The 12,138-nt window shown below is 69.3% G+C and carries 8 protein-coding genes; 2 read left to right on the top strand and 6 right to left on the bottom strand.

Annotation, left to right across the window (positions count from 1 at the left end):
• Window positions 1–466: 466 nt before the first annotated feature.
• The 3 genes from uvrB to GEMRO_RS0110485 all read right to left on the bottom strand — a co-directional run bounded on the left by uvrB (window position 467) and on the right by GEMRO_RS0110485 (window position 5,517).
• Window positions 467–2,656 (bottom strand): excinuclease ABC subunit UvrB, encoded by a 2,190-nt coding sequence (gene uvrB, locus GEMRO_RS28980; protein ID WP_084506806.1) that lies wholly within the window; start codon window positions 2,654–2,656, stop codon window positions 467–469.
• Between the two features lie 84 nt (window positions 2,657–2,740).
• Window positions 2,741–5,209 (bottom strand): spermidine synthase family protein, encoded by a 2,469-nt coding sequence (locus GEMRO_RS0110490; protein ID WP_027133939.1) that lies wholly within the window; start codon window positions 5,207–5,209, stop codon window positions 2,741–2,743.
• Window positions 5,210–5,322: 113 nt separating this feature from the next.
• A complete protein-coding gene (locus GEMRO_RS0110485; protein ID WP_027133938.1) occupies window positions 5,323–5,517 on the bottom strand; it encodes a hypothetical protein in 195 nt (64 codons plus the stop codon).
• A gap of 215 nt (window positions 5,518–5,732) precedes the next feature.
• Between GEMRO_RS0110485 and GEMRO_RS28975 the strand changes: the two genes are divergently transcribed.
• Window positions 5,733–7,055, top strand: a complete 1,323-nt coding sequence (locus GEMRO_RS28975; RefSeq protein ID WP_051328930.1) for a calcium-binding protein — start codon at window positions 5,733–5,735, stop codon at window positions 7,053–7,055.
• A 56-nt stretch (window positions 7,056–7,111) separates the two neighbouring features.
• Window positions 7,112–8,245 (top strand): calcium-binding protein, encoded by a 1,134-nt coding sequence (locus GEMRO_RS28970; protein WP_051328929.1) that lies wholly within the window; start codon window positions 7,112–7,114, stop codon window positions 8,243–8,245.
• 15 nt (window positions 8,246–8,260) lie between these two features.
• On the opposite strand, the gene GEMRO_RS0110470 is transcribed toward GEMRO_RS28970, so the two are convergent.
• The 3 genes from GEMRO_RS0110470 to GEMRO_RS28960 are packed head-to-tail and all read right to left on the bottom strand — an operon-like array spanning window position 8,261 to window position 12,042.
• Entirely contained in the window at window positions 8,261–9,313 is a 1,053-nt protein-coding gene (locus tag GEMRO_RS0110470) for a PilZ domain-containing protein (RefSeq protein WP_027133937.1), read from the bottom strand.
• Window positions 9,314–10,801, bottom strand: coding sequence for a glycosyltransferase (locus GEMRO_RS28965; RefSeq protein WP_051328928.1), 1,488 nt, complete (start codon window positions 10,799–10,801; stop codon window positions 9,314–9,316).
• Window positions 10,798–12,042: a nucleotide sugar dehydrogenase gene (locus tag GEMRO_RS28960; RefSeq protein ID WP_051328927.1), complete on the bottom strand. Its 1,245-nt coding sequence runs from the start codon at window positions 12,040–12,042 to the stop codon at window positions 10,798–10,800. The genes GEMRO_RS28965 and GEMRO_RS28960 overlap by 4 nt, the downstream gene beginning before the upstream one ends.
• Window positions 12,043–12,138: the final 96 nt, after the last annotated feature.

The following is a 12,138-nucleotide window of genomic DNA, read 5'->3' as shown; positions in this document are numbered from 1 at the left end:
CCGATCGGTCCGCCGCTGCCGGGCGGTGGACAGGGAACCCGGGTCACCGCGGGTCCAGCAGGGCAGAAGAACATTGCCCCGACTGGATTCTAGTCAGTTCAGGAACCCGCCACAAGGATCTTTGCCGACGGAAGTAACCTGACCTTCAAACTGAGCATTATTCTGGCCAGAACAGTCTAATCATTGCAAATTTAGAAATCTGGCCTATCGAGTATTGTATATTTTGAAGCGGCATCTTCCGAAAGCACCGCCATAGCCGGCCGCCGCAGGAAACCTGCCATCAAGATGACCGCATCGCGGCCAGCCAGCTTGCGAAGGATCCGGGAAATCTACTGACAACGCCTCGTGCTATTGCAGCGATAGTCTGACAGCCGCCGAGCCCGGGCCCAGGGTTCTTCGGGCGCAAGGTGCCGCGTCGCGCCGGACCGCCCGGTCCCCATCCTGCGCTGGACGAGGCAGCGGGCGCTCACGCCCCCTGCCGCTTGCGGCCGCGCGCCCTGGCCTTGGCGTCGCGCGCCTTCTCCGCCCGCGACTTGCTGGTGGGCTTCCAGGCATGGGCGTTGGCCTGCGCCACCGCCCGGGTCGGCATGCCGAGCTCGCCGTCCTCCAGCCGCTTGATCTCGTCGCGCAGCCGGGCGGCCTCCTCGAACTCCAGGTTGCCCGCGGCCTTGCGCATCCTGTTCTCCAGCTCGCCAATATGGCGCTGCAGCTCCATGCCGGTCAGGATGGTGGGCTGGTCCTCCACCAGGTTGACCGTCACATAGTCGCGCTCCGCCACGTCCTGGAGGATGTTGGCGATGTGCCGCTTGATCGTCTGCGGAGTGATGCCGTGCGCCTCGTTGTGGGCGAGCTGCTTGGTGCGCCGCCGCTCGGTTTCCGACAGGGCCGCCTCGATCGAGCGGGTGCGCTTGTCGGCGTAGAGCACGACCTTACCGTCCACGTTGCGCGCCGCCCGGCCGATCGTCTGCACCAGCGAGGTCTCCGAGCGCAGGTAGCCTTCCTTGTCGGCATCCAGGATCGCGACCAGCCCGCATTCGGGAATGTCCAGGCCCTCGCGCAAAAGGTTGATGCCGACCAGCACGTCGAACTTGCCCAGGCGCAGGTCGCGGATGATCTCGATGCGCTCCAGCGTGTCGATGTCGGAATGCATGTAGCGGACCAGGATGCCCTGCTCGTGCAGGTACTCCGACAAATCCTCGGCCATCCGCTTGGTCAGCGTGGTGGCCAGGGTGCGCAGGCCCTTCTCCTTGGCCAGGCGGATCTCGTGCATCAGGTCGTCGACCTGGTTCTCCACCGGGCGGACCTCGCACACCGGGTCGATCAGCCCGGTCGGGCGGATCACCTGCTCGGAGAACACGCCGCCGGTGCGCGCCAGCTCCCAGTCGCCGGGCGTGGCGGAGACGAAGATCGTCTGCGGCCGCATCGCGTCCCACTCCTCGAACTTGAGCGGGCGGTTGTCCTTGCAGGACGGCAGGCGGAAGCCGAACTCGGACAGGATCGACTTGCGGGCGAAGTCGCCCTTGTACATCCCGCCCACCTGCGGGACCGTGACATGGCTCTCGTCGACGATCAGCAGGGCGTTGTCCGGCAGGTACTCGAACAGGGTCGGCGGCGGCTCGCCGGGCGCCCGTCCGGTGAGGTAGCGCGAGTAGTTCTCGATCCCGGAGCACGACCCGGTGGTCAGGATCATCTCCAGGTCGGCGGTGGTGCGCTGCTCGATCCGCTCGGCCTCCAGGAGCTTGCCGGTGGACCGGTAGTGCTCCAGCGTCTCGTCCAGCTCCTTCTTGATGCCCTCCACCGCGGCCTGCAGGGTCGGCTTGGGCGTCACGTAGTGGCTGTTGGGGTAGAGGCGGATCTGGTCGAGCTTCTCCAGCCGCTTGCCGGTGAGCGGGTCGATCTCCACCAGCGCATCGACCGTGTCGCCGAAGAGATCAATGCGCCAGGCCTTGTCCTCCATGTGCGCCGGGAAGATCTCGATCACGTCGCCCTTGGCGCGGAAGTTGCCGCGGGCCAGCTCCATGTCGTTGCGCTTGTACTGCAGCTCGACGAAGGCGCGCAGCAGCTTGGCCCGGTCGACCTTCTGGCCCCGCTTCAGGGTCATGGTCATCCGGGCATAGGTTTCCGGGCTGCCGATGCCGTAGATGCAGCTCACCGAGGCCACGATGATCACGTCGTCGCGCTCGAACAGCGCCCGGGTCGCCGAGTGGCGCATCCGGTCGATCTGCTCGTTGATGGCCGAGGTCTTCTCGATATAGGTGTCGGTCCGGGCGACGTAGGCTTCCGGCTGGTAGTAGTCGTAGTACGACACGAAGTACTCGACCGAGTTCTCCGGGAAGAAGCTCTTCATCTCGCCGTAGAGCTGCGCCGCCAGGATCTTGTTGGGCGCCAGGATCAGGGTCGGCCGCTGCAGGTTCTTGATCACGTTCGCCATGGTGAACGTCTTGCCCGAGCCGGTGACGCCCAGCAGCACCTGGTCGCGCTCGCCGCGCAACAGCGCTTGCGTGATCTCGGCGATCGCCTGCGGCTGGTCGCCGGCCGGCTGGTAGTCCGAGGCCAGCCGGAGCGACTGGCCCGCCTCGGGCCGCTGGATCAGCTCCGGGCTCTCCGCCACCGCCTTGAGCAGGTCAAGGCTGGCCAGGCCGTCGGTCACGTTCATGCTTCACCCGTCGCCGTTGCCGAATCGGTTCAGCGACATGGTGGGGTCGGTGGCCCAGGAGAACAAGAGGCGAACGCCGCTGCGTCACGTCGCGGTGGCGGCCTGCAACGGGCGAGCCGGCCCTGCCACCGCCCTGCCATGTCCCGCGAGCGCGGTGGCCGGCAGGAGCAGCAGCAGATAGCAGAGCGCGCCCACCCGCAGCGTCGTGTCGATCCCGAACGCGATGCTGAGCAGCACCGCGATGCCGGCGGCCAACACGCCGGCAGCGCCGTTCACGCCCCAGAACCAGGGGGTCGGCCGCGGGTCGATCGCCGAGACCAGCCGCATGCCGGTAGGAAAGCCGAAGCCCATCAAGATGCCGGCCGGCGCCAGCACCAGCACGCACAGGCCGGCGCGGACGAGCAGCCCGGCGCTTTCCAGGGCCAGGAGGACGGGCGGCAGCCAGAGCGGCAGGCAGAACAGGTAGGCGGCGCTGGCCAGCGCCCACAGGACCAGCCGGCGGCGCGTGTCGAGCAGCAGGCGCTCCGAGACGAAGCTGCCGATGCCCGTGGAAAGGATCAGGCTGAACAGAACCACGCTCAAGGCATAGACCGGATGGCCGAGAAACACGCCCATGCGCTGCAGGAGCGCTATCTCGGCCATCATGAACCCGGTGCCGATCAGCACGAAGTAGGCGGTACCGCCGGCCGCCAGCATCCAGCCGGCCCTGCGCACCGTCGGGCGCAGCGGGACGACGATCGTCAGGACCACGAACACGACCGAGATCAGCACCAGCATCACCAGCGTGATCGTGGCGGTCAGGTTGCCGCCGAACACGCCCGGGTTGTCGAACTGGGTGAACACGTCGAAGTCCAGCAGCCGGCTGAAGCGGAGCTGGTTGAAGAAGAACGGCCGGCTGTCGGTGGACGGACTCAGGTCCAGCATCGTGCCGCCGGTGACCGCCGCCAGCGCCGCAGGGGTGCGGGCCGAGACGATCGCCTCCAGGGTCTCGCTCGCCCCCGGCCGGTCGGGATCGAGGAGGATGTTGAAGCCGAGCCGGTCGGTGGCCCCGCGCAATGCCCCGAGCGCCGTGGCCGTGAGCGGCGCGCGCGCCATGACGATCGTGGCGACATGGTTCGCCGAGGCCAGGAAGATGTGGTCGCGCGGGTTCTCGGCCCCGGCCGAGAGCAGCGTCGCCACCGCCAAACTGACCATGCGGCCGGTCTCGTTGATGTCGCCCGGCGCGTACCAGCGGCTCACCGTGAACACGCCGTCGTGCCGGAGCCGATCAAGGAAGATCCGCCACGCCTCCGTCGTGTAGAGGCCGTTCTCGGACAGGGTGAAGGCGCCGGCGCCGGTCGCGGCCCAGGTGTCGATCAGGCTCATCTGGATGATGTCGAAGGACCGGCCGGCGCGCGCCATCCAGCTGCGCGCCTCGTCCACGACGAGTTCGACACCGGGCTCGCGCGCCAGCGGCGAATAGTCGGCGAACCGGTCGGTCAGGAGGTCGACGAAGATCGGGTTGATCTCGACCCCGGTCACCTCGTCGAGGCCCAACAGCTTGGCGGAGATGACGTCGCGCCCGCCACCCACCCCGATCACCGCGCCGGTTTCCAGGCCCGGGATCGCGTAGGCGATGTTGGTGACGTCGTAGCGCAGGAAGGGCAGGTCCTCGATGTCGCCATAGCGGTACATGCTGGTGCCGGCGGCACCGTCGATCGTCAACGTGCGCTGGTCGACCTGCATGTCGGGCGTGTGCGGCGAGCGCCCCCACAGGCCGGCGGGCTTCGCCTCGCTCTGGGTGACGGTGATCCGCGAGAACGAGTTCCACTGGTCGTAGTCGAGCAGGCGGGTCGCCTCGAACCGGTTCTTGGTGACGATCATGCGGACCCCGTAGGGGGTCAGCTCGTTGAGTGCCGCCAGCGCCAACAGCGCGACGCAGATGGGGAGCCGGTAGCGGAACAGGGCCGCTCCGAGCGTGCGCCCGGCCGCGGCAGGGACGGGGGCGGCCCGGGCGAAGCAGAAGGCAGCCACCCCCAGAAGGGCGCCCAGCCACAAAAGCGCGGCCGGGCCGCTGGTGGCATTGAGCAGCGCCAACACGCCGATGCAGCCGAACGCCGCGCCGACCAGATCGACGCCGTAGACCGTGCCGATCGGGTAGGGGCTGCGGGTGAGCGCCAGGCTCACGACGACGCCGGAGAAGAAGAACGGGATCGCCAGGCAGATGGAGAACTCCGTCCAGGCGAACAAGGCGGTGAGCGAGGCGGTGCCGCCGGTCGCGAGGGTGAGCTGGGCGATCCCGGCAAGCACCGTCGACACGGCGAACGCGAGCGTGGCGGCCGTGAGCTGGAAGAACAGCCGGTCCGGCGTGGACCGGTCCGGCCGCAAGTAGACGTAGACCGCCCCGACCGTCAGGCCGAACATGGCGATGCTGATGACGAAGAAAGCCAGATGATACCAGGAGAGGACCGAAATGATCCGGGTCTCGACGATCTGCAGCATCAAAGTCGCCGCGGTGACGGTGCCGAGACCCGCATAGAACCAGATCGCCCTTTGCCTTCCCGCGACGTCCATGCTTCGTCCCCCGGTAACACCGAGGAAGCATAGCATGGCGGCGCGAGCCTGCGGCGGATATCCTCCTTCGGCTAACCAGCCTTCACGAAGCCTTCATCAGCGCAGCTCCACGCTCACCGGGGTGCCGAGCGGGTCGAGCCGCCAGGCCTTGTCCGCCATGTGCGCCGGGAAGACTGGATCACGTCGCCCTTGGCGCGGAACTTGCCGCGCGCCAGCTCCATGTGGTTGCGCTTGTACTGCAGCTCGACAAACGCGCGCAAAAGCTTGGCCCGGTCGATCTTCCGGCCCCGCTTCAGGATCTTGGTCATCCGGGCATAGGTCTTAGGGCTGCCGATGCCGCAATAGCCTGATCCCAGATGATGGGGGCGCGGCGGCGAGAGAACAGGAGGGGATCGGTGTGGCGTCCCTGCACAGGGCAGGATGAGACACGCCGCCACAAGATGAAGATACTTGCCTCCAAAAATTAATTATGCGCAATAATATTTTGTTACGCCTCCTCACATCAACGGCAGGATGCACGTCGATGGCTACCATCATCGGCACGCCCCGGCCCGAGACGTTGATCGGCACCAACGGTGCCGACACGATCTATGGCCGTGCTGGCGCGGATCGGATTTTCGGCAGGCAGGGCAACGACCGCCTCCATGGCGAGGCAGGCAACGACCGGATCTGGGGGGAGACCGGCAACGACCGCCTGCATGGCGGGTCGGGCCACGACTTGCTCTTTGGCGGGATCGGCCGGGACTGGCTGGACGGCGGCGCTGGCAACGACCTGGTCGACGGAGGCGATGGCGACGACCGCGCCTATGGCGGGGACGGCCACGACATCGTCCTGGGCGGCGGCGGCAACGACTACCTGTCCGGCGGCTCGGGCGACGACATCGTCCGCGGCGGCGAGGGCAACGACATCCTGACCGGCCGGCTGGGCGAGGACACGCTGCTCGGCGGCGACGGCGACGATGGTCTCCTGGTCGGCCTGCTGGGTGGCCTGGACGAGCCGGAGCCTGATGGCGACCGGGCCGCCAACTTCGCCGATGGCGGCGCCGGCCATGACCGGATCTTCGGCGCCGACGGCGCCGACCGGTTGCTCGGCGGTGCCGGGGACGACCGGATCGAGGGCCGCGCCGGCGCCGACCGGATCGAGGGCGGCGATGGCATGGACTCGCTCGCGAGCGGCCTTGGCAGCGACGTGGTCCGTGGCGGGGCCGGGCGCGATTTCATCACCCTCGGCAGTTCCCCGATCCCGCAGAACGACCAGGACACCAGCAGCAACACCGGGTTCGGCGACGCGGGCGACGACTTCATCCAGGGCGGCCGGGGCAACGACCGGATCCATGGCGGCGATGGCGACGACACGCTGAGCGGCGGCGTCGGCGGCCAGGATCTGCTGGACGGCGGTGCCGGCAACGATTCGCTGAACGGCTATACCGGCAACGACCGGCTGATCGGAGGGGCGGGCCAGGACCGGTTCATGAACCAGTTCTGGAATGCCGGGGAGGAACTGGCGATCGTCGGCGGCCCGGGCAGCGACCGGATCGTCGACTTCACCAAGGGCGAAGATCACATCTGGGTCGAGCACGGCACCGAGAGCGAGTACCGCTACGACCTGGACTTCGGCGACCTCGACACCAGCGGCAACGGCGTGCTGGACGCAGCCGACGCCTTTGTCCGCATCCAGGACCTGACCGACCAGGGCGTCACCGCCAGTTCCACCGTGATCGACCTGGAGGCCATGCTCCAGTCGATCCAGCCGGACGATCCGTTTCCCTGGGGGCCGGCGACCCTGCAAGTGTTCGGCGTCACCGGCCTGCAGAGCAGCGACTTCCTGTTCTTCAGCACCCCCTGACACTGGCTCGACCACGGCGGCGGAGCCCATCGGCGCCGCCGCCAGGAGCAACGCAGATGGCGACCATGATGGGCACGGCCCGGTCGGACATCCTGACCGGCACGGCAGCCGCCGACATCATCTACGGACGGGGCGGCAACGACCTCATCACCGGCAGGCAAGGCCATGACCGCCTGCATGGCGAGGCCGGCAACGACCGGATCCGGGGCGATGCGGGCAATGACCGGCTCTATGGCGGCGCCGGCCATGATCAGCTTTGGGGCGGCAGCGGCAACGACTGGATCGACGGTGTTGCCGGCGACGACCTGATCCATGGCGGGTCCGGCAACGACCGGGCCTATGGCGGGGCGGGCCAGGACCGCCTTTTCGGCGAGGCCGGCGACGACCGGCTCTCCGGCGGCGACGGCAACGACCGCGTTTCTGGCGGCGACGGCCAGGACGAACTGCTCGGCGGGGCCGGGGCGGACCGGCTCCGGGGCGATGCCGGCGACGACGTGATCCTGGGCGGGCTCGGTCCGGACCGCATCTGGGGCGGGCCGGGAAACGACGAGATCTACCTGGGCATGGCGACGGACCCTGGCGACGAGCAGGACGGCGCCGCCAACACCGCCTATGGCGAAGAGGGCAACGACCTCCTGTTCGGCGGGAAAGGCGACGACCGGCTCTTTGGCGGCGACGGCAACGACGGCCTGCAGGGCTGGGCCGGGGGCAACGACCTGCTGAGCGGCGGTGCCGGCGACGACAGCCTGCATGGCTATGACGGCGACGACCGCATGATCGGCGGCTCGGGCGCGGATCGCTTCTGGATCGTGCTCCACGACCAGATCGGCAACCCGCCCGGCCCCAGCGGCATCGACCGGATCGTCGACTTCGTCCGGGGCGAGGACGAGATCGACGTCAGCCACTACAGCGACGAACCGTTCCCCTCCTCGCTCGATTTCGGCGTTCTGGACAGCAACGGCAACGGCCTGCTCGACGACGCCGATGCCTTTGTCGAGATCGAGCGCCTGTCGGAGCAGGGCTGTCAGGCCTGGTCGACGGTCATCGACCTGGGTGCGGCCATGGTGTCGGTACGCGGCGACCAGGTCTTCGCGCAGGCGCCATCGGTCCTGCAGGTCTACGGCGTCACCGGGGTGCGCCAGTCGGACATCGACATCCGTGACTTCGCCCCGCCCGAAGCTCCGGCCTGACGTTTCTGCGATGCCTCAGCGCAGTTCGACGCTTACCGGGGTGCCGAGCAGGTCGAAGGCCAGCGGCTCGTCCGGGCGCACCACGACCGGAACGAAGCGGGAGCCCGGACGGGGGCTGCGGGCGCCGACCATCTCGTCCAGCGGCAGGGCCAGGTCGATCCGCTCGATCTGGCCGCTGCGGGAGGCCGGCTCCCCCGGCAGGTCGATGCGCACCGGCGTGCCCACGGCGAGCTGGGTCGCCTGCTCGATCGGCAGCATCGCGGTGACCTTCAGCGGCTGGTCGGCCGAGATCAGCAGGACCGCGGTGGCGCCGGCCGCCACCCCGCTGCCGTCCGCCACCTTCCACTCGCCGAGCGTGCACAGGCAGGGCGAGAGGATGTCGTACTCGGACAGGTCGGCAGCGCCGATCACCCGGGCGATCGGGGTGCCGACCTCCAGGATCTCGCCGATCGGAAGCCGCTCCAGGCGTCCGGCCACAGGGGCGGTCACCCGGTAGACCGGGGCGTCGATCCGGGCGTCCACCGTGCTGATCCGGTAGAAGCGCTCATAGGCGCCCCAGGCCAGCAGGGAGACCAGCGCCAGCCCGGCCAGGCCAGCGGCCAGCCAGCCGGCGGCCCTTTGCGCCCGCCCTCCGCCCGGCTCCTCCGCAACCGGACGGGCCGGCTGGAACGATTCCCGGCCCAGCGCCACCAGCACGTCGCCCGGCGAGGCGATCTCGCCGGTCAGGTAGCGGTCGACCATCTGGCGGAACAGGCTGATCTGGCCCTTGGTCATCCCGGTGAACCGGCAGCCGAACCGGGCGCGGTCCTGCAGCCGATAGACCATCTCGGCCTCCAGCCGGAGGATCAGCTCGAAATCCTCGAACGGCATCGACAGGGTGACCGGGAAGACCTCCCCCTCGCGAAAGCGCGGCGGCTCGGCGTCGATGCCGATGCCACCCAGAGACCAGTCGTCGACCTGGAACCAGGCGCCGCCGATCTCGGCCCGGATCGGCACCTTCAGCCGAACGTGCTGGCGATGGATCTCCGCCTCGTGGACGACCGGTTCGTTCGTGCCCAGTTTCGACATTCAACGCCCTTCGAGCGGAAAGGGGAGAGCCCCGGTCCAGAAGACGACCACGGCCACCAGCGCCAGAACGCCCAGTAGCTGCAGGTAAATCGCACCGGCCTCGGTCAGGGCGCCCCGCCATCCTGAAGCAATACCGCGGCTGGCGATGTTCTGGCGCGTCCAAAGCTGCCTGTCCAACCGGAACAGCGCCCGTCCTTTGACCAGCGCCAGCGCCACCTGGTCGTACCAGAGCAGGAGCGGCCAGGTTCCTTCCACCCGATTACGGGCGGTCAACAGCAGCAGCGTCTGCAAGGACCGGGTGAACAGCACCCAGATCAGGTAGAACAGCAGCGCCCAGGGAGTGCGGGTCAGCGCCAGCACGATCGCCACGATCGGGCCCAGCAGGGGCGTCCAGATCGAGATCCGCTGGTCGATCAGGGTCCACCACAGGAACGGGCCGGTGCGGGCCGGGCCGAGCGCCAGCGCACGGCGGCCGGAGCGCAGCATGTTGCCGGACCAGCGCAGCACCAGGATGCGCGAGGCGCGCAGGAACCCGCCCCTTGGCGGATGCTCGATGGTGGCGACCTGCACGTCCGGGACATAGAGCATCCGCCGACCGGTCTTCAGCAGGTGGAACCAGGTCGACTTGTCCTCGCCGGTGAGGAAGTCGATCCGGCCGAGCCGCCAGTGGTCGAACCCGTCATGCTCGACCGCCTGGATGAAGTCCGGGTCGATGGCGATTTCGGCGGGGAACAGGGAGAACCGCCCGGTCATCGCCAGCACCCGCCCGGACAGGGCCAGGGAGCTCATGGTCTGGTGCCGGCGGGCGAAGCGCAGCCGGTACCAGGGCGAGAACGGGAAGCGCTCGCCCACCGTGAACGGCATCTCGTCGGTGGTGATCCCGCCCAGGCGCGGGTCCAGGGCGAAGAACGGCACGGTCCGCGCCAGCGTGCCGGGCGGCAGCACGGTGTCGCCATCCATCACCGCAACCACCGCGTTGCCGGACGGCATCCGGCGCGACACGCCGCGCAGCGCCGTCGCCAGCGCCCGCCGCTTGCCCTCGCCGCTGATCCGCACCACCAGCAGGCGGACCCGGTCCGGCAGCCCGGACAGGTCGAACAGGCGCTGGATGGCGCTCTCGTCGCCGCGCTCGACGATCGAAGCGACCAGCGTCACCGGCCCGTTCCAGGCCTTGGCCTCGGCGATCACCGACCGCCAGCAGGCCAGCGTGGTGTCGACCTCGATCCGGAAGCTGGTGACGATCAGAAACAGCTCGGCGCGGGTGGCCTCGGGCCGAGCCAGCGTGGCGTCGGCCCGGGCCCGCAGCCCGGGAAAGACCAGCCGGCGCCAGATCACCCCGCGCACCAGGTGCACCAGCCCCCAGCCATAGCGCCAGATCCCGATGATGGCCGGTACGAACAGGATCTCGTGGCCGACCGCCGCGACCGCGTCGCGCGGCACCAGCAGGACCGCGGCGGCGACCAGGAGGAAGTGCAGGAGAAGGATCATGCCGGCTCGTCCCGGACGCTTTCGCCGATGCGGAACAGGTCCAGCACCCGCACCTTCGGCGCGATCTTGCGGATCAGGTCGCCCGAGACGATTTCCTCGCGCGAGCGCAGGATCAGGTCGGCGCCGTCCAGGGCGTCCTCCAGTCGGCCGGTGATCGCCACGTCCAAAGGCGGCGGCTCGCGCAGGGCGGGCTCGTAGAGCATGGTGCCGATCCCCTCGCCCTCCAGGATCCGGGCAAGCTGCAGATAGGGGCTGGCGCGCAGGTCGCGGCTGCCGCTGCGGTGGGCCAGGCCCAGGATCGCCACCTGGCGGGCGCCGCTCTGGCGGACCTGCCGGGCCCACCATTCCATGGTCGCCCGGTTGGCGGCCTGGGTATGGGAAAGCAGCGGCAGGTCCAGGCCCAGCCCCTGGGCATGGACCGTCAGCGCCGCCAGGTCCTTGGCGAGGCAGGGCCCGCCATAGGCGAAGCCCGGCTGCAGGTAGGCGGCGCCGAGATTGAGCTTGCGGTCGGACAGGAACAGCCGAGCCAGCTCGCCCGGCTGCGCGCCCGAGGCCGCCGCCCAGCGGCCGATCTCGTTGGCGAAGGCGACCTTGGTAGCGTGCCAGGCGTTGCAGGCATATTTCAGCGCCTCGGCGGTGCGCAGGCCGGTCCGCTGCACCGCCGGCCCCGCCTGCTGGAACAGTTCGGCGACCTTGAGGCCGGCCGCCTCCTCGTCGCAGCCGATCACCACGAACGGCCCCTCCCGCCAGTCCAGGATCGCGGACCCCTCGCGGAAGAACTCGGGCAGGTGGGCGACCGGCACCGGCCGCCCGCCCGATCCGGCCAGGATCGCCTGGCGGAACACGGTCTCGGTGGTGCCGGGCGGCACCGTGCTGCGCAGTACCGCGACCGGAAGCTCGGCGCGGTAGGGCAGGTTCTCGCCGATGGCGCGGCCCGCCCGCTCGACCTGGCCCAGGTCCGGGCTGCCGTCGGGCAAGGCCGGCGTGCCCACCGCCACGATCACCAAATCGGCCTGGGCCAGGGCCGGGGCCAGATGGGCGGCGGCCCGCAATTCGCCGCTGCGGGCGCCTTCGGCGAACAGCCCGTTCAGCCCCGGCTCGTCGACCGGGGCGCGGCCTCGCCGGACCGCGTCGAGCCTGGCCGGGTCGGCGTCCAGGCAGGTGACCCGATGGCCGTCACGGGCGAGGCAGGCGGCGGTCACCGCCCCCACATGCCCCATGCCCACCACCGTGACCCGCATCCCGCCGCCAATTCCGCAAAAACCTCGCCGCGCAACCGGGCGCGACGGCATCGCCTGCCTGTCTAGTCAGCGGGGAATGGTGGTGGAAGGCAGAAG

Source organism: Geminicoccus roseus DSM 18922, assembly GCF_000427665.1.
Taxonomy (GTDB): Bacteria; Pseudomonadota; Alphaproteobacteria; order Geminicoccales; family Geminicoccaceae; genus Geminicoccus; species Geminicoccus roseus.
Note: the sequence above shows the minus strand (reverse complement) of the source record. Positions and strands in the feature narration are given on the sequence as shown.

Coding starts and splice junctions, on each gene's coding strand:
- uvrB (WP_084506806.1), bottom strand. CDS start 2,656: ATGAACGTGACCGACGGCCTGGCCAGCCTTGACCTGCTCAAGGCGGTG.
- GEMRO_RS0110490 (WP_027133939.1), bottom strand. CDS start 5,209: ATGGACGTCGCGGGAAGGCAAAGGGCGATCTGGTTCTATGCGGGTCTC.
- GEMRO_RS0110485 (WP_027133938.1), bottom strand. CDS start 5,517: ATGACCAAGATCCTGAAGCGGGGCCGGAAGATCGACCGGGCCAAGCTT.
- GEMRO_RS28975 (WP_051328930.1), top strand. CDS start 5,733: ATGGCTACCATCATCGGCACGCCCCGGCCCGAGACGTTGATCGGCACC.
- GEMRO_RS28970 (WP_051328929.1), top strand. CDS start 7,112: ATGGCGACCATGATGGGCACGGCCCGGTCGGACATCCTGACCGGCACG.
- GEMRO_RS0110470 (WP_027133937.1), bottom strand. CDS start 9,313: ATGTCGAAACTGGGCACGAACGAACCGGTCGTCCACGAGGCGGAGATC.
- GEMRO_RS28965 (WP_051328928.1), bottom strand. CDS start 10,801: ATGATCCTTCTCCTGCACTTCCTCCTGGTCGCCGCCGCGGTCCTGCTG.
- GEMRO_RS28960 (WP_051328927.1), bottom strand. CDS start 12,042: ATGCGGGTCACGGTGGTGGGCATGGGGCATGTGGGGGCGGTGACCGCC.